Origin of the sequence: Portibacter lacus (assembly GCF_021533215.1) — a bacterium.
Classification (GTDB): domain Bacteria; phylum Bacteroidota; class Bacteroidia; order Chitinophagales; family Saprospiraceae; genus Portibacter; species Portibacter lacus.
In genome coordinates, this window is record NZ_JAJNKA010000013.1 from 25,206 (window position 1) to 47,317 (window position 22,112).

The window sequence follows — 22,112 nt, forward strand, 5'->3', positions numbered from 1 at the left end:
ATTGACGCCCAGCAATCTGAAATTTTGCGATTAACAAAATTATTGAATGCAAAGGTTGAGTCTCAAATTGATATGAAATCGGAAGTCGCCGAAAATTAAAGAGTTTCTGAAAAAGGGAAATTTACAGCCGGATATTTAGGATTTTAAGCACTTTAATAAATACTTTTCTGATGAGGATAATTTCATAGGATCATCATTATTGTTGGAATTCGTCCAGGTAATCGATTTGGATGAAATTAAATCAAGAATGCTTGGATGAATGTAGTAGGATCTGCAGACAGTTGGAGTATTTCCTAATTCGTCAGCAACAAGTCTAAGTAGGATATTGGTAAATTTTTTCCTCGGAGCTTCCTTTTTTACACGCATTGCATCTGGGTATAGTTCGATGGCTAGTCGAGAAGCTACCCAAGTTCTAAAATCTTTGCTGGAAAAATCCTCTCCCATATGTTCTCTTATCCATTGATTGATCTCGTCACTATCTACAGATTGCCATTTGTCATTTTTATCCTGGTATCTAAACAATTCATAACCAGGTAATTCACTAGATTTTTTAATAAGTTTGATTAAAAATGGATCGTCAATTTCGACATGACGCTCTTGCTTGCTTTTTCCTTTATAGTCGAATGAAACCGATCTCTTTTCAATATTAATGTGTTTTCTGCGTAAGGTAGTCAGTCCATAGGTGCCGTTCCGATCTGCATATTGTTTGTTCCCAATTCGGACACCAGTTTCATCGAGAATCATAACCACCAATGCAGTTATTTTTTCTCTGCTCCATTCTTTGGATTGGATATGTTTAGCATTTGCTTTTCTGATCTTTGGTAATTCTTTCCCAAAAGACAGCATCTTCTTGAATTTTTCTTCTTGACGGTATTGCTCGTACTTAGAATGGTAGATGTATTGTTTTCTTCCCTTTGCATCTCTACCAGTTGCCTGAATGTGTCCATCTGGCCATTTGCAAATAGAAACATCAGACCACATCGGAGGAATGATCAGTTTCTTAAACCTTCGTAGCAGTTTTTTATCAGTGATTTGCTTTTCTTCCTCATCGAAATAACGATAGCTTTTTCTATATTTCTTTTTGCTAATGCAGAGGCTGTCATCGTCGACTTTTTTGATGTCAATGTTCATGAGCGGAGAGTTTGTTAACTCCATAACATCGAAATTAATAATATTGATCGATGCAGAAATAAAATAGATTTTATTAAAGTATTATATATAAAAACCTCTTAGAACTTAACTAATAGAAAATTACCGATACTAGGAATAATTATATAGTAATAGCCAATATTATTGTTAGAAAGATCTAGCGTAAGGTTTCCAGTGGAATCTGTACTGAAAGTATTAGATCCATTTAGTGAAATCATGTGTCCATATACATCTAAAACCATTATGTTTTTTACACTCAATGGAAGTTTAATATTAACAAGATCCATTGTAGGATTAGGACTTATCTGAATACCTATTAATTCAGTTTCAATCATTCCATCAATTTCGATTTTCGAAGTATCACTAGCTAAGCATCCCGTATCTGTATTTTCACCTGTTAAGTAATAGATACCTGGGCGATCAATTTCAAGTTTATGTAAATCAGACCCATCTGACCAAGTATATTTCACTCCTGCTTCTGATCCATCCAAATTTCCTATTTCTATACTTGTTCCTGGTGTTAAAACGATAAATGAATCTAATGTTACTTTGGGTAGAGGGTAAACTGTGCTAACATTTGTTATTGAACTGTAGCACCCATTAATATTAGTATATGTATTAAGAATTTTGTAAATACCAGGCATTTCAGGATTGAATGTGTAGTTCAGCGTATTTTCCTCATGAAAGAATAAACCATCTTTTGCAATCTCAAATGTTGAATTTTCTTCTATTGTTTGGGTTTGGGAAGTGTCACTGAGCATTAGATCCGTAGGTGGATCTTTTTCACAATATTCTGCGACAAAATTTTCTAGGTGAAGTTTTGGTTTTGAGTGAACAAAATCTACAATCTGAGTTTCGGTATCAGAGCAACCTAATACATTCATAAGAGTATAAGAAATCGGAACACTGGATGCTTTATTAGTAGGTGTAAATAAAGCCGTTCCATCTCCATTGTCAGCAATAAACATTCCTTGATAATGACCTCCGCTATAATTGGCGATAAGTTCTGAAACATCTTGGTCCTCGCAATATTCTTTTTCAAGATTAGAAAAAGAAACGTAAGTAACACTATCTATTTCTAATTGCCATTCTAAACTGTCCGAACAGCCATTCATATTATCTGCAATACCTAATGCTGTATAATAATTATTAGCTAAAGTGTCGGATAAAAAGAAATTGCTTGACTTATCGAAAGTATAAAATTTACTATTTATAAGAAAGCGAAAATTCACATTGTCCGAAGTGTTTTTAGAATTATTTTCAATGGATAAAAATTCATTTTCACAAGTCCTATCTGAAGTGACAAAGTTAGCGTCTGGTTTAAGTTTGTTCTTTACCTGAATAGTATCAATTGTGGCACATAAACCTTGTGAAATTTCAATAAAAACATTTCTTTGATCTCCATTTTCTGGAAGATAGATTGCGTAACTATCCTTTGCCTCGTTAAACGTGGTTAAACCTTCAATTTCTAAAAAAAAGGAGGAATTGCTAGGATCAAATTCAGAATTATTAATAATAATTGTACTGTCACCAAAGCAAACCAGAGAAGGATTAAAACTAGAAATAGGGCTGAAAATTGTTCGTAATGTAATAGTTGTATCTTGTTTAAAATTACATCCAATGACCTCATAACTTGCAAGTATATTTAGACTGTCCCCATTATCTACAAATACTTTTATCAGAGAATCAATGCTTGTCAAGGGCGAGTCGCCTTGCCTATAAGTAACATTCGTGTAATTTCCATAAATCGTTGAAAGGTCTTTAATAATCGTTTCTCCCTCATGAAAGCAACTCAAAGGCGGTATAGCAAATTTAATTTCTGGTTTGAACCTTAAAGAAAAGTATATCGTGTCAATCAAAAGATTTCCGTTTTCACTAATAGGCATGTTGACTAACAAAAGTGAGTCGATGCCATTAATTAAAATGCTATCATCGGCAGAAATGGGAATATCTTCATTGAAAAGAAACCATTCAGAATTATATAGTAAAGAATCATGTATGTTGTTGAAATAAAATGTTTCCGTATAATTGCTACATATTATGGTATCAATCCTATTGAAAGTGGTATCCTGAGCTGAACTTATAGTGCTCAAACTAATACCAATGAGCGCCAATAAAAAGGTTAATAGTTTCATATACAGTTTTCTGAATATTCGTTTATAAAAGTTGCCCCCTCTTCATCGATTCTTGTAAGATGCAAATAATACTTACCATCTCTTTCCACAATTGCAGAGACAAGAACACCTTTGCCTGGCATTTCGATAATATCCAGAACTTTCTCATAGTATTCATCTATATATCTATGGCACCATAATGAGCCAACGGAACCTAGTTCAGATGAGAATTGTGATTGAATTTCCCCCTCAACTTGGATACCAGCCGTCACAAAATTGTTTCGAGATAGGAAAACCGCTTTTAAATCTTTTACTGGATATAAATCAATTTCATTTACAAATGCAGTATTTGATTGGAGGTTGACCTCTATTGTTCTTCCGATGTCATTATGTACTCCAGTAAGAAAAACTGAGTTTCCTGAAGAAAAAACTTGGGAGCCAAAAAATAAGGTATCATTTGTTAAATCAAATTTTGCATAAGAATTACTAGTGACATCGTCTCTGATGAGTTCGGTACCTTCTTCATTGGTATTTAATAAAAGGAAGTTATCGTTTTCTATACTTAATACATTTGAAATGGTACTATTTTCGAAGTAAGTTTTAACCCAAAGAAGGTTTGCAGTTTTATCCATAGACAGTAAGCAAGAATAGGATGTTCCTTGAGAAAATAATTTACCTCCTAATAGCACTTCTTGCTTTTCAGTTGCATAAGAAAAGTTCATGAAGTGGATAGAATCAATATTATTATATGCTGTATCAATAAATGATTCGATGTCATTTATCATATAACTAAGATTAATATTTTCATCAATAACTTGAAGAATATATCCTCTACTTGATGTATATCCTATGAGATATTCATTTTCTAAAGTATTAAAGAAAGCCAGATTGCCTTGACCAACTTCAAGCAAAGTTTGTGACGTTAACAACCAGTTATCATTTAAGAATTCCTGAGTTATTTTTATAATTTGAATATTGTTGTTTTGGTCTTGGATGGCAGTAATAAAGTTATTGTCGTCCAGGGCAATTATGTTTGATTGTGTAGTAGCTGATAGCTCTGTGCTATTTAGTGTTTCTGAATAGTTGGGGATACTTTTGTTAGAAATATCTTCAAGGTTAGTTTTTATACAACTAGCAATGGCTATTAGAACAAAACTTAGGATTACTATAATTCGCTTCATTAAAAATTGGCTTGGAATGAAATAAATTGATCGGGATCCGCGGATATTTCAAATCCTATTGAAATGGTTTCTTCTTTTACTTCTGCATTATTGCTTTTTAAATGCTTATATCCTGCATTTTTAAACCTTTTTAATTGTATAAAATGATTTAGTTGTATATGCGCTGCATTCGTAATGAAAGTTCCTAGTGCGATTCCTCCACTAATTAAGAAACGCTTATTATGTTTGTTAGCATTATAAAGATCAGAATCAGCAATTCTAAAGGTTTCAGCGGAAGCATGTTGGTTATAATATTTGTTAGATTTATATTTGCTATATATAGAATATCCAGCAGAAGTAACAAATAAACCAGAGTAGAAAATTGTTCTTGAAACTCTTGAAGTTTTATATCTCCCATATTTCATATGCCCTATTCCTGGAATCAAGTAATCTTGAGCTAGCGGAGCTTGATATTTTGTACTGTCTTTGACTGAAATTTTATCAATGTAAGCTTGATCGATTTCTATTTTTTCAAATGGTGGAATAGTAGGTAGTAATTTTATTCCTTTCGCTGTTGCAGAATCGACTGCAGCTTTTACAAAATCCTCTGTAGCTTTATCTGACCAATCATATTTACTTTTCTTGATATTTTTTGCTACTCCAGCTAAGTTTAAGTTTCTTTTGTCTTCAATCTTAATATATTCTAAAGACAGTTCATAAGTGTTATTTTTATTTTGGTCGATTCTAAATTCTACACTTTTTAATAGATCATTTTCATAGGCGTTAAAAGAAGGTTTGTTTACTAAGGATGCATCTATGTGTCCTGAAGTAATTAGACCTTCAAGTAGATATTTATAAAATGTATAGACTTTTATAATGCTTTCATCCGAATCTAATTTTTTGGAAATAGTTTTTACTTCACTAAAGTCATCTCCAAATTTAAATTTTTTATAGTAAATAGGAGATTCAGTATCTATTTCTAATATTGCCTGGCTATATTGAGAAGGGTTATAATTTTCAGGTAGATAGGAGTCAATGATGTCGCTTATATATTGTGGACTAATATTGTGAAATAATCCTACTAATACTGATCTAGATCTATATCGATCATCCATTGATATATCTTGATCGAGCATATTTAAGACAGACTCAAAAAACAAGTTGTAAAAATGAAATGCTTCTTCTTGAAAAGCTACAATTTGTGTACTATCGAGAGCGGAGCTATCTAACCTTGTTGCATTATCATTTGTCTGGCCATTGCAATCAAATGAAAAAGCAAATACTAAGAAAATGATAATTATTGCCCTTATTGTTATAGGATCAATTAATCTCATATTCGAAAGTTTTAATTTTACCAGTAGCAGAATCATAGCTAATATTGGTAATGTTAATACTTGAAACCACTGTCTGCCTTGTTCTTTTGACACTTAAGAGTTGATCTTCAAGTTTTTTATAGCTAACATTAAATTTTTCACCGTTTACTTTTTTATTTAGATTAATCGAATTGTTGAGGATGGAATTTTCTAAAAAATCTAAACTAGCTTCTTTCTTTTTTAATATTTCCTCGGTTCGTCCTGTTTTACCAGTATTTCCATACTCTGCTAGAGATTGAAAAACATCGCTAAGGTATTCATTCGAAGTCTTAAAACTTATTAGTTTAGAGGCGCTTGTTTCAAAGCCATCTTTTGAATTTTTAGCTACCACTGTTAGTCTATATTTTCCCACATATTTTGAAAATATTTCTGTTGACATTGAAGACGGTGAACTTAATTGAAGATCACTAGATGACCATGAAAATCGGTCTCCAATAACAGTTCCTTCTAGATCTCCAGTTACGGTATATGTGGTGTTGATCATTGGAGATTTATTAATAAAAATATCAAGCGTTGGACATCCTGTTGGTGAAGTACTTTTTCTTGTGGGGCATTGGTCATCTGCGTTATTGACCCAAGTGCCTCCTTGAGGAGAGTTTTTATTAGATGTAGTTTCTTTAGAAGCCGGATCACCTTTACCGTCGTTGTCGATATCACTATACCAGACAAATAATGTGGATGAAGGAACTCCACGGCAAGAACAATCATCTAGTACAATATCACCCTGGGTGTCCGGGTTTCCATCATCACAACTATCACCGATATTTAGGCTGAGGACACTACAATCAAAAAGCTGTGGGTTTCCATCAGCAACGTCTGTAGTTTCTTTTTCAAGGGGCTTAGTTGGTATGGGTTTATCCACAGGAGGTTCCTCAGTCGGGACTGGTAAAGTATCTAAAGGTAAAGGGGGTTCTAGTTTTTTTCTACCCAGTTCCTTAATTTCATATATTTTTAACTTCCCATCTTTATCTTCCAATAATGTAACTCCCAAAGTAATATCGAATTCTGACCTTTTGCCGTCTTTGAAGAAAACATAGTTAATCGGATACTCAGCATTAACCACCTTTACATAGTCACTCATGACAGGAGGATTACTATCGCCATGAGATATGACTTCGGAATTGCTTTTAATTTTAGCAATGTCAAGCATTGTTTTGCTTGAATCTATAGAATAACTGTAATATTTATCAATAATGCTGGTATATTCTACTTCTGTTAATTCACCAAGTTTATAGTAGCTTGCAATGGGAAATTGCATCTTTGATAGTAATGCTTGTTTGTTCCCTAAGTCAGTGTCATTATGATATTCAGCTATAAACTTCAGCAGATGCTCGTCATCTTGAACGGTGAATGAGCACTGTTTGTATAAAAGTGTAGCCAAGGCTAAGATTATTATCACACCGACTCCAGCAAGAATCTTCCTCCATGGAATACTCGTAGTTGTTGTAGAAACAATAGTGGAAGTAGGAATGCCCGTAGGTGGAATTATTGCCTTTTTTTCTTTCGTATGGACTTTTGTACCAAGGGGTACTTCCTGTTCATATAGGTTTCCATCGACATGATAAAACTCGAAGTTATCATTCATAACGAAATAGCTGTCATCATTCTGCTCTTCGAAATCTTTTTCGCTAAGAAAAGTGAGGTTCGGGGGTATCGTTATATTTAGAGATAGTTCTTCTTCAAAATAAGAAGACTTGATACCTATTGTAAAGGCTTTGTTAGTTCGTTTAAGACCTACTAACTGATTATTAATGGATGGATGAATATCAAAATGGTAACTAGAACCCCCATATTCAAATTTCACTCTTGTGATACCTTTTTCCTGAATTAGATTACCTTTCATCTTATTTGCAGTTATTTAGTTTTTTCAATGGATGTTCGTTGGACATAATATCTTCTTTCTTTTCTTCTAATATTGTAAGGAGAAACGGGTAGTCAATTGCCCAGTTTTTTATTGTTTCTATATCTTTAAGCCTGTATTCTGCAGTACTTAGATACTTTAGGTCTTCAAGTCCCTGTCTGACCCTACAATATACACTTGGGTAATTCTTGATCAATAATGAAAGTTCTGTTGATGCTGATTTTACATTCGCATTTTCATCTTTCGTTAACGAGTCAAGTGAAGTAAGGACTTTCATTACTTGCTCGGACACATAATCTGAATTTATTACTTCCCTTGCATCTGATATCACTTTGGATTTTCTTTTCCAGTCTTCGTAGTTTTCAGAAAGTTCAACGATGAAAGGTGTTGTTCCTTCTGAAGACAACCAGTCAGAAATATCTTCTCCTATTTTTTCGAACTCGTTTGTATTGATGTCGAAGTTGCCACGTGAGATGTAGGTAGTTAGATCAGACTGAAGACCTTCAAGCAGCTTTCTCTTTATAAGAGGGTATTTTGCTAGCTTGTCCTTTTGCTCTGATACCGTCTGTTCTAAGGCTTTCACATTTGCTTCTGCTTGCGATAGCTGCGTTATAGATATCTGTTGTTCAGCAATCATGCTATTTAATTCCTTAATTTTCTGAGATAGTTCTTTATTGCTTTTTTCTTCGGATGAAAGTTGGGTTCTTAGTAGCGCAAGCTCATGTATCAAACTATCTTTTGACTTATGTTGCTTTAGAAGCTGATCATTTAGAATTGCAGTAGAGGCTTCTAGTGCAGATACTCTTTGTTCTAAATAGGGTATTATGGTACTGGTGTCAATTTGACTCCAGCATGATAGACTCATCATAGAAAGTAGTATGATTGAGATATATTTCATTTATTATTTCTATTAGCAATAAAGTGATCATCTAGCATTTTTAATAAGTTCTGCTCTTTAGACTTAGTAGCGACACTGTTTCTAAGTAAGTCGTTTTCGCTATAGTCTTTAACTTCTTCTTGCAAAGAAGCAGTGATTTTTCGATCGAATTCCTTAGTGTCTATGTAGTCTCGTACTTTGCCATAAATTGTATTATAGTACTGTGTGTCGAGTCTTTTTCTATTTTTTGAAACTGCTTCTTGAACCATCTCACAATTTTCAATCGAAGGATTACTTGCATAGCTATCCAGCGAATCACGGTACATTATGGTCTTTGTAATATCAAAAAAGTCTCCTTCAGTATATCTAAGTATTTCACCATCTAGTCCCTGCCTACGCGAAGATCTTGATGTGGTGTATCCAGCAACCATGTATATATCAGTCATCCACTTTTTGACATCAGTCACTAATTCCCGCTGACGCGCATCTATATTTTGATTCCTGTATCGTTTAAGTTCTCCATTGAGCTTGACCATCAGAGAGCGGTCATTGCAAGCATATCGTATGAAATTCTTAGTAGCTTGTACTAGGGTAGCAATATATTCGTAGTCAAGTAGTTCTTGTAGACTTTTTTTATTGCCCGCATTAATATTATTCATGGAGTATGCTGCTTGTATTGCAGTCGCAATATTGTCATAAGTTGTTTTATTCCATTGTTGAGTAGATAGTTGAGTAATATCTGCTTTTATCTGCTTAACTATCTCAGAATCATTAGCCCCCGATGATTGATCAGCTTTAGACGTTGAGTCAAGAAGGGAAGGGATAAAGAGTAAACCGCACGCAATAGAAATCACTCCAAGAAAAATTAGTAATCGTTTCATTTTATGTAAGATTGTAACTCTTTATTTTTTTAGATAAGCTTGTATTTCGCTATTTTGCCGTTTCGATAATTTGTTTGCTTGGAAGATTTCATTAAATTTTTTGTTTTTTTCACCTCCCGTTGCACTACCCTTAATTATCTTATCTATGTTCTCCATTACCGTTAATCTCTTCAATAAACCGTCATAATCATTAGATGAATAGTGTTTAGAATTCATTTTTGTGAAGTCTAACTTTTTATCTTTCAATGATATTAGATTATTAATATTCGAAGATGCAGATGACCACTTAATTGTCTCGGAAAAATCTATGATTTTTTCAAGTTCTAGTTGGTACTTTAGTGCTGATGGCTGATCAGTAAGGGGCTTTGTTTTCTTTTTCAACACCTTTGCTTCAGAATTTTTAGCAGAGTCAATTTCTACATTTGAATCGTCCTTTTTATCAGTATTATCTTTAGTTAAATTATTCTGTAATGAATCAGCTAAAGGCAAATTCATCGCTGAATCATTAGCTATGCTTGTGTGATCTTTTGCAGACGAGTCCTCCTTGTTGTCATTAGATGGATAAGTAGAAAGCCATCTAATCATCAAAAGACTGATAACCAATAAGATAAGGACGATCAGTACAGGAACTATGTAAGGTTTGATATTTTCAAACTTAGAGGTTGAAGACTCGTTAGTGCGAGCGTCACGTTTCTTATGTGTTACAAGTGGTTGTAACTTAACTTCGATGTTAGTTTTGTCAGCTAGAATTTCTGATTTTTCTTTATATCCTTTTACCGAGAAAGTGATTTGTTCTTTATCTAATGGTTGGACATTCTCAAGTTTAAGCGGATTTGTTGATTTTAGTTTTTGGTTGTTTCTAGTATACTTAAATTTCTTTATATTGTTTCTTCCATCAATACTTAAGAGAGTAATCATGTAAGTTTTTTTGATTGGCTCGATCTTTTCTGTGAGCTTGATGGTCTTTTCGTCAGCACAGTGTTCTTTCGAATCTGCTAAATCTCCTATTTTATAATTCTTAGTTAACTTTTCGTATCGTTCTTTTTGAAATAAAATCTCAATTTGATCCTGATAACTAAGAGGAAAAATAGATAGCTTATTAGCTACATTCCATTCATCGTAGGAGTTTTTATTTATAGAGACCTTTAAGCCTTCGGGCGACAAGTATTCCTCCTTATGTCCTTTCAAGGTAATCTCTAAATTATATTCTCTTTTCGAATTTCCATTCAAAGGAGTAAGACTTTGGTAGTCTTTTCGTAAGCTTTCAGGTAGAAATAAAACTTCTTGATAGTCGAAATATTCTTTTCGAATCGGATCAGTAAAGAAGTGTTCTAGCTCTTCATCTGATTTAAAATACTCAGCTCCGTACTTTCTATTTTGCGGAGAGGGGGAGAGATCGTAATTTGCTGGTTGAGTCCTAAATGAAGAAACAATTTCGTCAAAATATGATTTTCGTTCTCGTTCTTCTGTGATTTTATAATTAGCTCCAATATATTTCTCTCTGTAAGTCGTAAACAGCTTCTGTAATGAACTTACAGGTGAAACTAGCTGAACATTCGTGGGCACATAAATAGTTACAGCCATGAATCCAGGTCTGTTACCCCAGTCATAGAGGGTGTAGTACAAGGTGTAAACAACTTGTTGTTGCGTATACTCGATAGCATAGTAATTTTCTCCTCCAACATCTGTTGATCGATAATAAGTACTAACATCTTTTAAGGTATCTTGAATCTCCTTATTGTTTGGATTGATTCCATCAGAATTAAAAAATACTTTGACTCCTCTCTTTGTGCCCCAAAATATGAATTCAATATCATTTACCATGGCTTCCAGCTTTTCTTATGTTGAGTCGATGCAGTAGAGTTAAGTATAGAAAGTATGACATTATCTGAACATGTAGGATCAAAATCATATACTTTACCCAAATAGAACTTACCTAGACTGTAAGGATGCACAATAACTTCATGATCTTGATTTTTGTTAATTCCATATTTTTTGTTGAACCTTTTGATCTGATTAATCAGACTTAAGAAATTTGAATTCAAAAAATCTCTGATGTGTTCTTCTTTCGAATCAGATGCAATGAGATCAGTTTTAGTAACAATAATGTGTATAGAATCCGTTTTTGCAAGAGTCCCATCTTTGTCTAAAAGATTTAGAACAAAATTCAGCTTGGCTTTTTGTTGTTCTCTCTTTGAATTAACATACTCATGATAGTCAATAACCAAATAAATTACCTTCCTATTGGAATTCTGCAGGTATGGTATGCCTTCAACATTGTTTAATGATTCTAAGTGTTTTTCATTATATGCATTTGTAAAAAATTCACCACTCATTTCGATAATTGACAATGGGTGCTCCCTATTATTTTCTAGGTCTATCAATGCACATGAAATATAGTTTACAGTATCCACCTGGGTCCGTGGAAAAACATGGCCTTTTTCTACACTTTCAATTAACAAATCTTTATAGTGAGTACCTCTATCGTTAGCTATATCGTCTGATAATATTCCTAATTCATCAGCTCTGTAAAAAAGTCCTGCAAGCATACTGGATTTCCCTGAAGTTGCAACACCAAATAAATAGACATCCGTCTTACCCTTGGGAAGCGGAGCCAAATCACTCCAATCATAACTGTCAGGCATTGGCGGGGGATTAAAGAATAAATCAAGTTTTGCAGCTGGCAGCAAGCCGTAATCTACTAAGTCTTGTTTTGAAAAATGGTCTTGGTCAATAAGATCCTTGATGTATTTTTCTGTAAAATCTTCAGGATTTTCTTTTAGTTTTCTCATCCATTCCTCACGCTCTTGTTTTCCTGCATTTTTGAGTGCTTCAATTTTTTCCTTCGCCTCAGGAATATGCAAACTATGTGGGAAGTGAATAATAAAAACTTCATAGGCACCTCGAGTATTCTTCGCTTTTGATTCAGCCCACGCTTGATTTTCTGCTGCATTTTTGATTCTACTCCTAGCTTCTTCTGAATATTTGCCTTCAGGGTATTTATCCAAATAATTCCTAAATGCTGATTCAGTAGCAATTGATTTTGCTTCATTCCACAGATGTTGTTCTGCTATTGTTTTGTGAAGGTAGGCTTTAATTTCTTTTTGCTTTCCAGATTGTAGGTTACCTGTCTTTTGCATTTCTTCAAAGCTGACTGTCCCTTCCTCGATGTATTTGATACATTGTTCAGCAGATAATCTACTTATATTTTTCAGTATTTTTTCTTTATCAGTTGGCATAGCTATTCTTTTATCATTAAATGTTGGTGTTTACATTCGAAAACCAGTTTCTCTACCTCCTTGACTATCGACTAAGGTATTTGCTGCTCTATTTTCAAATATATAAGACGAAAGCAACATGAAGTGCAAAAGTCCTATAGCAAGAATTGTATAAAGCCAATCGGTTAAAGGGAAAAGCGCCCTCGGATCTGAAATATCTCCTAAGTTATTGTCTTTCTCCATGTAAACGAACGGACTTTCATTGCCTCTGATGGTGGACTTTGAAAGTCGTGTCAATTCATCTCGTAGTTGAGCACTTTTAATCTGCATATCGTGATAAAGAGATGGGACAGCAAGTGGATTGAAAGAATCTGCAGCTTTCTTTAGAGCTAAGGTTTGATCATCGTATACTGATCTTACAGAAGCTAATTCAGATAACAATTTTGTTTTCATGCTATTCACAAATACGTCGATAGAACTTTCTTTGATTCCATTTAGTTTGTATTTTTTAATAAATGCCTTTTTATCAGATGGACTCCTCTGTAATGCTACTTTGATTTCGGTGTCAAATTGCTCGCCAAGATCTTCAACATGTACTTCATAAGCGGAGACCATATTTTTTAAGTACGTGCCCCCATCAATAAGTGCATTCTTGATTTCATTTCTTGCACCGATATTCACATTTAGGAAATGAAGTACAATAGGAAATGTCAATAAAAAGGCAACTCCATAAGCACCTAGAAGCACAATGTACTCTTTCAATCGCTTTTTATCTTGAAATTCATTGGCTGTCTTGAGACTTTTGAGCCATTCGACTAATCCTACGAAGACAGCAGAAATTAATACTCCTCCACCAATGCTCATGGCCAAATTACCTTTGGTTATAAATAAAAGGCCAATCGTGATGGCAATAAAGAGAAGAATTACTCCTAGATAATGGACTATGTCCCATAATTTTATTCCATTGTTCATTATTGGTTTTTTACTTTAATTAATGTGAATTCAAATTTATTTACACTGTGAATTTTATTTTGTGCAAAACAAATTGCATATCCTTTTGCACCCTGCTTACACGAGAATTTGTATGGATTATAAGAGACACCATTTGTGCATATAGCAGGACCTAGTTGGTCAATATCAATCGTATTGTTCAATGGGCCGATGCTTAAGCTCGCGCTACAAGTCGTACCATCAGGTTCGACTGGTGTAATTGTACCTGTACCATCTGAATAAAAGTCAAAGTATAGGGTTACATTTTTATCTTCATAATTTACAAGTGGGCTAGTGCTTTTCCACCTTCCTTCCGTAAAGTCAAGATCATCGAATGTATCTGGAATCACCATGGTATCTTGATCCATGGAGAAATCAGGACATTGCCGTTTTAGTTCTTCAATCTGATCAAGTAGATTTTGTATTTCTTCAGTTACAGCAGTGCACTCATCTTCTGGAGAAGCCGGAATAATTCCTGTTTTGGCTGCTTTTAAAGCTAAATCTAGCTGAATAAGGTTCCCAATTTCTGATGGTCCAGGAATTGGCTTACCTGTGTTTTGTAAAATTTTAATAATCTCCTCTGTTGAAAGAGACTTATTAATACTTTTTATTAATCCTACAGCACCGGCCACAATAGGTGATGCCATACTAGTTCCTTGCATGTATTCAAACTGACCATTAGGCGTGGAAGAATACACATCCACACCTGGAGCAGATACGGTTGAGTAGCTTCCAAAGTTGCTAAAATTAGCCTTCTGTATATTTTTATCTATTGCATTTACTTTTATTCCTCTTGGGTCTCTTAATAATGGATCTAGTCCTACCAGGACGTTAGAATTACCAGCGGCCAAGACTATCTGAACATTTGCTTCTTCAGCTATAGAAAAGATCTCGTTCCAGAATGCCTCCTGTTCCTTATAATGATTTCGAATGATGTCCTTTTGAATGAATAGTGGAAGTTCCTCAGCAGTTGGATGAATAAATAAACCAAGTGACATATTAATGACATCAGCACCTTCATTAATTGCATATAATATTGCGTCTATAATGGCAGTGTTGGTCATAACATCATTCCTATCAGACACCTGAATCGGCATTAGTTTGCTGCTGGGAGCAATCCCGCAAATTCCTGAACCATTATCTTTTTCACCCAATGCTGTACCAGCAACATGAGTACCGTGAGTTGATGTTCTGTTAGTAAAGACGTTTGTAGATCTTTCACAAACGTTATATGGTTTAACAATCCTTGATTTAAGTTCTGGATGAGTGATATCAAACCCATCATCTATAATAGCAATTACAATATCCTCACTTCCATAAGTATAATCCCATGCAGCTTGAGCCTTGATTACTTTAAAATACCATGATTTTGCATTAACCATAAAATCTGGATCTGATGGCTGTTTGTTTTTCTTAAAAACCTGTTCAGTCCAGATTAACATATCAAAGGTAGGCATCTTAGTTGGTAGATCCTTTTTGATTTGATCTCTTTCGGCAGTTGGGATTTTGAGTTGAATCCTGGCCGTTTTGTCGTCATAATAGATAATGGAATACAAATCATCTGGGTACAAAGCTTTGAAACTCTGTGCCCATTTTTTGATATGCTTATTTTCACCTTTCAAAACTACATTTAGTCTATCTCCTACAATGAAGACGGTACTATCCTTATCTGGAACAACATCAACTGGGTCTACTGGCTGAATAACTGCTGGGTCAGCGGGAAGATAAGATGGTCCATCACATTGATTGAATAACCAGGATAAAAGTAGAATCAATAATATAAGTAGCAATAGAGTGCCTAAGCAAGACTTCCAGTTTCCAAACCATATTTGAAGTCTTTTCCACCAAGGAGGAGGTGGTGGATCGGATAGTGGTGGATCAGTCTCTTCGGGATTCTCATTTTCATCAGGAGTCGTTTCAGTTCCCGTAACTGATAAAATAGGAGTTTCCTCAACATTTTTCTCTTCATTTCTAGGAGGTTCTTCTGGAGTAACATCTATGTCCGGAGGAGTGTCGACTTGAGGCTTTCTTATCATCGAGAATCCTCCAAAAGTGAATCCTTCTTTTGACTCAAAGCCCCACGCGGTAACGGCAACATTGTCATTGCCGCAATAAATATGGTCTTCACTGGGAAAAACAATTGATTTGCTAAGTAATTCTTTCCATTCTGCATCTTTGGTTTGGAGATCATCGATGTATGATAAAAGTTCAGCTTGTTTCTTTTTGAATATATCTTGGTATTTGACTCTATCTTCCTTAGACAATTCAGTGATAGGAGTTGGATCCAGACCTAAGTTATTTGCAGAATATTTTATTGACTTCCCTAGATCATTAGGTTGTGCTAAGAATGAAGCAGCGTCTGGGCCGAATTTCTTTGAAAGATAAGTTAGTACTTTTGCTTGCTCTATGTAGAGCTGTTTCTTTCCCCAAAGTAGAGGGTTGTATTCTTTTATTTTTATTTTCCTTAAGTCTGCCATTCAAGAAGTGAATTGTTTAAAAAACGTATTTCAAATTTATATGAGTTTTTATCTGAAGCTATATTCAATCTATTACTGATGTAAGTTTCAATGTTAGTTATGCCTCATCCGTTAAATTTTCTATTAATTGACCTATTTCATTATTAGCCAAAATATCATATTGTGGTATGTCACAATTAGCGACAAAGGCTGTTTTCATTTTTGATTTCCACTTGCTATATTGACTAAATCCAGGCAAATTTTGAAGAGCATCTTTGTTTATCGGATGACTATTAAGTATTTTAGGTAAATCGTCCATTGTCTCAAATAGGGAAACTAGATATTCAGGACTCACATTAAGTGACTGGGGTTCGTTGTGATCAAAGTTTAATCCCAATTGATTGTCTTCGTTGGTTTGCTTGATATTGTCCATTTCACTATCAGGTAAGAAGTCTACTCCCATACTATTTATAAAATTATTAAGAGTAGCTGCACTTATATCTGCAAGCATATTCTCAGCCGCATCAATTTTATCAATCCGATCTACATATGCTCTCATTTCGCTTGCCATCTTATCAGCCACATCATGCTTGTCCATTATTAGCTTCATATTGGATAGGAGATCGTCTAATGAAGTAGGAGAAAGACCATTACTGGCAAACCATTCAAATTTCTCAGGATTGAGAAATAATTTCTTCCAATAATCGATTAAACTAGTTGCTAGGAACTGGGAATTGGATTTTAGTTGGTTGATACCTCCATTAAATAGCTCGTGTAAGTTGATATTTTTTTCTTTAAAGTATAGCAATACTTCTTCCCTTGTCATGTTGTAGTTATTAACTAAAATTTCTACGTTTTCATCAAAAGTGTTCTTGGGTGAGAGAGTAGGATTAGACAGTCTTATTGCTGCGTGTTCTGATATGTCTGTTTTGTTTTCCTCTTGTATATTAGCAAGTAATCTCTTGTAATAATTGAAAACTTCTCCTTCATTTATGAGGAATTTTTTCATCAACTTCCCAAAGAAATAGGGGTCACGTCCAAAGGTGGTATCCAAGTCTAATTGAATTTTGGAAGCGCTAGTCACTGCCATTATAATGTGCTTATCACCTTCATCACTGTGATGGTGTTTTTCCAATTCAAGAATTGCGTCCTTATGCAGTTTGTCAAGAATTTTTTGAAATCTTACTATACGCGCATTGCCTTCAGTCGAGATGGTTAGATTTTTGATAATGGGTTCACTACCGTCATTATTCTTTGTGGCAGATTCATCCCATACCTTCTGTGGATGATCAAAGTGATTTCTCACGAAAGGGTAATTTACAAAAGTATTTTCAAGATCATTCCAATAATTTGGATACTTAGTGGGATTCTGTCTTTCTACCTCCTCACCATATTTTTCATAACCAGAATAAATGTTGCTCAATTCTTCGGATTTGTGAAAGTCTCTAAGCATATACATATTTTTAAAGAACGGTTGAGATGAACTCCAGTTCTTATGCCAATCGTACTTTTCAGATACTATATCCTCTACAAATATTCGATCAAATCTCTTGGTCCATTTCATCGAAAGGCTATTCTTATCTCGATCTACAAATGAACTATAAGCCAGATCAGAATTAAACCACGTGTATACTATGAAAAGCGGTGGAACAGTAGAAGATTTCATGAAGTCTTCTCTAGCTTCAGGATTTTCACCTATGTATTTGGAAATCCAATTATTCAGAAGCCTCGGAATAAAAGTGACATCACTTTGCTGACTACTGTTACAAAAAATTAAATTACTGATTAAGTACTCTGACGAGTATTTGTTAAACATATATGCTACTTTTCCTCTTAATAGCACACTACCCATATCATTCCTAATAGTATCTTCATTTAACTCTACTCGGCCTCTTGCACCTGGAAAATCCAGTAAATCAAGTTTTTTTAAAAATGGCTTATGATCTTCAAGGTCTGGATTTACTTTAAATACTACTTCTGAGGCTAGGGCGCAGAGGTAGGACTTTTCAATACTTAATTTTCGATGGCCGTCAGCTACTTCTACAAACAAATCTACAGAGGGCTTGAAACCATCTGTAGCGTCAGGAGCGGAAGAATTACCTGTAAGCTGTTTTAACCTATTGACATCTAGAATTGTTCCGTATTTTCTCAAAACAGCTTCGAAGTTGCAATAAACTTTTGATGAAAATCGAAGATTTGACAGCTCCTTTATCAGGGTATTGAAAATGTTGTTAAAGCTTTCATTGTTGGACCAGACGATCGAAAATACCTTATACCAATTGCTTTCATCAAGTTGCGCTATAAGTTTAGGAACCTTTCTCCAATAGTGAGAATCTTTTAGGTTATTCACTGCAATATGGCTAGACATAAACTCATTGAGGTAGTCTCTCATATCATAAATATCATCCTCTGTTAATACGGATTGAGATGACGTACAAAATCTTTCCAAGTCAATAAGTTGCTGATTGATTTCTTCAACACTTAGAGGGACTATACTATCTTTTAATTCGTTAAAGCAGCTATCAATTAAAAACAATCCGATGTCCTTTACACTTAGAAGTTTTACTAAAATCGGAAAAGCAGAATTTGGAATATTGACCTTTGTTGAAAACCTTGTTACTACACTTGTGGCTTCTACTCCACCACCTTTAGGATTTATGTCTGCTAAAAAATCGTATTCTTGCGAACTTGAATTGTCCAAAATTGTAAACGTCCCGCCTTTGGTACTTAGTAGGTTCTTGATAAGATAGGACTTTCCTACTTGACTTTCTCCATATACCGCTGATGCTGGATTTTCCGAAAGGGCTATTTTTATTTTGTTGATTTGCCTTCTTATGCCCACCAGACGATCGTAGCTTTTCTCTTTTTTCCCATTAGACAACCAAGTATTTACCCAATCAGTGGATTTAGTAACAATTGGTTGGAGTTTTTCAGCCTTAATTATCAATTTTTCCATCTTAATTATCTTGGATTAATACTTAATACAAATGCACCATTATCTAACCAATAGCCATTATTAGCAGCTATTGTTTTTAACTTTAATGTGATTAGTTTGGCAGGCAGCTCGTCACCGTTTGCATTAGTAATTGATTCGATTTTTATGTTTTCTTTATTCAGTCTATAGTCCCTAGTAATAGAGAGTTTCAATGGCATACCACTTTTAATTCTCGATTTATATAACTCGACTTCAGAGCTACTGGCATCACCAGTCCCGTTGCGACGTTCGATAAGTTCTCGTATTGCTTTGTCATCGAAGTCAATTTCGAAGATCACTCTAGACGGATAGGAAATAGTGTCTAATTGCTTGGCTCCAATAAATGCAGGAACGCCAGCAATATTCAAATTACTTTTATGTTGTATAGGTGTAAGACTTGATTTAGGCACATTCTTCATTCTAAGATCGTATGCACCGATATAATTTGCAGTGGAAACTAATTTGTCTTTCAGTATGGATAGATCAAATCCAAAGCCGATGAATTTATCTAATCTATCTCCTAATAGCGCTACCATCGCACCTACTGCAACTAATGATTTTTGATCTTGAAAGTAGCCATTTCCATCAGCAAAAGGATACCAAGTTCCTACTCTATATTTATTCAGTGATATGATTCGATCAGGGGAAACAGGGAAAAATTTCAAGAATAAATCTTCTATTTTATGCAGTGATGTTGGCTTTCCAGCTAGTAGTACAAAATCGCAATCATGAGCGAAAAATAGAGTAGCTATCTTTTTTAACATGGGTTCAAATACCTTTTCGATGATACTATCTATTCTAGTTCTGCTAAATTTCCATCTTATATCTTTAAATGATGTGCCAAAGTGCTGTTCAAATGCCTCAAGAATGCGTTCATTTGGTTGAAGCTTCGGATTGTCAAATATGTCTTCAAATCTCATTACAAAATCCCTAGACTTTTGCTGAGTAAGCTCGATATATTTGAGTGCTATAGGAATTGAAATTTGTACATTGAAGTCTCTTCGTATGCTTTTAGCTTCATCATTAATCAGATTACTATCTGGGCCGAAGAAGGTATTAAGACGCTCTTGTACGTTAGAAATTCCTTTTTCTAGTAGATGGTTTTGAATGACACCAATACTACCCCTTAGTTCTTCATCAAATATGTGCCCTTCTAATATGACATCCTTAACGATGGTTTTAAGTAGTTCATCACCCGCTAGATTGAAACTTTCCCAATAGATTGGTTTTGGCTTCAAGATCGTTTTGCCTTCAGATTCATAGGTATAATTACAAATCATAAGATCGGTTGTTCCACCTCCAATATCAAGAGAGGCTATTGTAATACTCTTCTTATTTGATTCTTCATCTGCATATCTTTTTTTGCCATACAAATTGAAAAATTTATCTGCATCATTTAGATATCTGTTTGAAACTTCACCATACATAAATACCATTTGATTGCAAGTCGCTTCATCGTATGGCCAATCTACTTTTATAGGAACATCACCACCTCGAGTGGGCATGAAATCTCTCAGGGAAGGTACGATTTGAACATTATGTGTAAAGGTATCTTCATCAAAAGAACTCTTGTAGCTATCATCGATGTACCTCTGCAAAACAATACTTGCTTCTTTTGCGGCTGTCCTCAATATTCTTTGTTCCTCTCGGACCATTGCCGTGGGGCAGGTAACTACTATCCGATGTAATTTTCTAGGTATGGCTATACTTCCGTGATCTTTCCTAAATTGATAACTGTTGATTTGAACGGTGGCATGTGCTAAAATCTCTAAGAAGACAAAAGTCATCAATGATCGTTTACTGTAACTTGTCCGTAATCCGAAATCAGAATCCTTGCTGAAAGTGCCATCGCTATTGAATTGATCGGAAACCCCCTCAATGAATATAGATCTGTTGTCAGCATCTGGATCTGTCAAACAATACTCCCATTCTACATCTGACATTTTATCGTCCCACAAGTACCTTTTTGGGCTTGAGTGATTTGTAATAGTATTCTTTCCAATATCAATCCCAGTTGTGGAATTATATATAAGGGATTGTGCCTCAGAACCGACGCGTAATATACTAGGCCATGTAAATTGCCCTGTACTCGGGCCAAAGCCACCGAAATCGGCTTTGCTGAAAGCTAACCTCATAGAAAAAGGATCGTCAGACTTTTTGATGGGATTGGTGAGATTTTGTATCTCTAGTTTTTTGACTTTGCTAAAAGGTTTTTCAGCCGTCTCGTTATCATATAGTAGTCCACATGTTCTAGAATTTCCTATATCCAAGACTAAATCAATATTAATCGATTCACCCCTGTTTGGATATAAAATGACTTCAGGGAAATTACCAAGTTTTTGCAAATAATGCAATAGATAAATGTACTCTCCCAGATACTTCATGGCAGGGAAATCCTGCGGAATATTGTCTTCACTTCCAAGAGTTTCTCTCAAAATGTAGTCATGTACCCATTCACAGTCTTTTTGTTCACTGCAAAAATCCAAGAGCATTTCTTGTCGTCCACAAAGTTCAAACTTCTTGAATTGATCTTCTACCTCAAAGTATGGCTTGAAATGGTCTTTGGTGGTTGGGGCATGAATTGATGTAGTATCTATTGCCAATGTTACAGAGTATCTTTTATCAACTGCATTTTGTGACTTCTTAGATAAAAGTATTCTTGCCCAATTTGAAGGTCCGAATATTGATATGCCACTATTATCCTTTTCGAACAAAGGTACTGGTATCCATTTGTCGACCAAAGATGAAATTGTATTCTCAATGTCTACAATGGAAAAAACTTCTGTCTCAGGATTAATCTCTTTAAGATCATTGATGTCAGGTTCCTTATCTACGTTGCCTTCTGTATCAATGTAGCCATTTATGAAAAGACTTTGTCGGCTGACGTATTTGTCTAATTCTGGGAAATAATGTGCAAATTCTAAGTTTACTTTTAATTCATCTGTATCAAAGTATTCGTAAAATTTAAGACCTCTTGTTATATCAGCATTAGGGTCAATGTCAATCTCAAAGTTTATTATTTGTATACCAGTATTAGCTATTATATTCATTTGGTTTAT

13 protein-coding genes are annotated in these 22,112 nt (G+C 34.7%); all 13 read right to left on the reverse strand.

Annotated elements, in window-relative coordinates:
- Positions 1-135 precede the first annotated feature (135 nt).
- Complete coding sequence (locus L2586_RS19005) at positions 136-1,155, reverse strand: DNA topoisomerase IB (protein ID WP_235294530.1); 1,020 nt, start codon at positions 1,153-1,155, stop codon at positions 136-138.
- A 74-nt stretch (positions 1,156-1,229) separates the two neighbouring features.
- Positions 1,230-3,284: a T9SS type A sorting domain-containing protein gene (locus L2586_RS19010; protein WP_235294531.1), complete on the reverse strand. Its 2,055-nt coding sequence runs from the start codon at positions 3,282-3,284 to the stop codon at positions 1,230-1,232.
- Complete coding sequence (locus L2586_RS19015; RefSeq protein ID WP_235294532.1) at positions 3,281-4,444, reverse strand: hypothetical protein; 1,164 nt, start codon at positions 4,442-4,444, stop codon at positions 3,281-3,283. Before L2586_RS19015 ends, L2586_RS19010 begins: the two co-directional genes overlap by 4 nt.
- A complete protein-coding gene (locus L2586_RS19020) occupies positions 4,444-5,757 on the reverse strand; it encodes a hypothetical protein (RefSeq protein ID WP_235294533.1) in 1,314 nt (437 codons plus the stop codon). Before L2586_RS19020 ends, L2586_RS19015 begins: the two co-directional genes overlap by 1 nt.
- Positions 5,744-7,639 (reverse strand): hypothetical protein, encoded by a 1,896-nt coding sequence (locus tag L2586_RS19025; protein ID WP_235294534.1) that lies wholly within the window; start codon positions 7,637-7,639, stop codon positions 5,744-5,746. The genes L2586_RS19020 and L2586_RS19025 overlap by 14 nt, the downstream gene beginning before the upstream one ends.
- A gap of 1 nt (position 7,640) precedes the next feature.
- Positions 7,641-8,555, reverse strand: coding sequence for a hypothetical protein (locus L2586_RS19030; RefSeq protein ID WP_235294535.1), 915 nt, complete (start codon positions 8,553-8,555; stop codon positions 7,641-7,643).
- Positions 8,552-9,415 carry a hypothetical protein gene (locus L2586_RS19035; protein WP_235294536.1) on the reverse strand — a complete coding sequence of 288 codons (864 nt, stop codon included), beginning with the start codon at positions 9,413-9,415 and terminating at the stop codon, positions 8,552-8,554. The genes L2586_RS19030 and L2586_RS19035 overlap by 4 nt, the downstream gene beginning before the upstream one ends.
- A gap of 21 nt (positions 9,416-9,436) precedes the next feature.
- Positions 9,437-11,239 (reverse strand): hypothetical protein, encoded by a 1,803-nt coding sequence (locus L2586_RS19040; protein WP_235294537.1) that lies wholly within the window; start codon positions 11,237-11,239, stop codon positions 9,437-9,439.
- A complete protein-coding gene (locus L2586_RS19045; RefSeq protein ID WP_235294538.1) occupies positions 11,233-12,654 on the reverse strand; it encodes a TRAFAC clade GTPase domain-containing protein in 1,422 nt (473 codons plus the stop codon). Before L2586_RS19045 ends, L2586_RS19040 begins: the two co-directional genes overlap by 7 nt.
- Before the next feature lie 30 nt (positions 12,655-12,684).
- Complete coding sequence (locus L2586_RS19050) at positions 12,685-13,605, reverse strand: hypothetical protein (protein ID WP_235294539.1); 921 nt, start codon at positions 13,603-13,605, stop codon at positions 12,685-12,687.
- Entirely contained in the window at positions 13,605-16,100 is a 2,496-nt protein-coding gene (locus L2586_RS19055) for a S8 family serine peptidase (protein ID WP_235294540.1), read from the reverse strand. Before L2586_RS19055 ends, L2586_RS19050 begins: the two co-directional genes overlap by 1 nt.
- 97 nt (positions 16,101-16,197) lie before the next feature.
- Positions 16,198-19,035, reverse strand: coding sequence for a virulence factor SrfC family protein (locus tag L2586_RS19060; RefSeq protein ID WP_235294541.1), 2,838 nt, complete (start codon positions 19,033-19,035; stop codon positions 16,198-16,200).
- A 5-nt stretch (positions 19,036-19,040) separates the two neighbouring features.
- Positions 19,041-22,103, reverse strand: coding sequence for a virulence factor SrfB (locus tag L2586_RS19065; RefSeq protein WP_235294542.1), 3,063 nt, complete (start codon positions 22,101-22,103; stop codon positions 19,041-19,043).
- Between the last annotated feature and the right edge of the window lie 9 nt (positions 22,104-22,112).

Coding starts and splice junctions, on each gene's coding strand:
- L2586_RS19005 (WP_235294530.1), bottom strand. CDS start 1,155: ATGGAGTTAACAAACTCTCCGCTCATGAACATTGACATCAAAAAAGTC.
- L2586_RS19010 (WP_235294531.1), bottom strand. CDS start 3,284: ATGAAACTATTAACCTTTTTATTGGCGCTCATTGGTATTAGTTTGAGC.
- L2586_RS19015 (WP_235294532.1), bottom strand. CDS start 4,444: ATGAAGCGAATTATAGTAATCCTAAGTTTTGTTCTAATAGCCATTGCT.
- L2586_RS19020 (WP_235294533.1), bottom strand. CDS start 5,757: ATGAGATTAATTGATCCTATAACAATAAGGGCAATAATTATCATTTTC.
- L2586_RS19025 (WP_235294534.1), bottom strand. CDS start 7,639: ATGAAAGGTAATCTAATTCAGGAAAAAGGTATCACAAGAGTGAAATTT.
- L2586_RS19030 (WP_235294535.1), bottom strand. CDS start 8,555: ATGAAATATATCTCAATCATACTACTTTCTATGATGAGTCTATCATGC.
- L2586_RS19035 (WP_235294536.1), bottom strand. CDS start 9,415: ATGAAACGATTACTAATTTTTCTTGGAGTGATTTCTATTGCGTGCGGT.
- L2586_RS19040 (WP_235294537.1), bottom strand. CDS start 11,239: ATGGTAAATGATATTGAATTCATATTTTGGGGCACAAAGAGAGGAGTC.
- L2586_RS19045 (WP_235294538.1), bottom strand. CDS start 12,654: ATGCCAACTGATAAAGAAAAAATACTGAAAAATATAAGTAGATTATCT.
- L2586_RS19050 (WP_235294539.1), bottom strand. CDS start 13,605: ATGAACAATGGAATAAAATTATGGGACATAGTCCATTATCTAGGAGTA.
- L2586_RS19055 (WP_235294540.1), bottom strand. CDS start 16,100: ATGGCAGACTTAAGGAAAATAAAAATAAAAGAATACAACCCTCTACTT.
- L2586_RS19060 (WP_235294541.1), bottom strand. CDS start 19,035: ATGGAAAAATTGATAATTAAGGCTGAAAAACTCCAACCAATTGTTACT.
- L2586_RS19065 (WP_235294542.1), bottom strand. CDS start 22,103: ATGAATATAATAGCTAATACTGGTATACAAATAATAAACTTTGAGATT.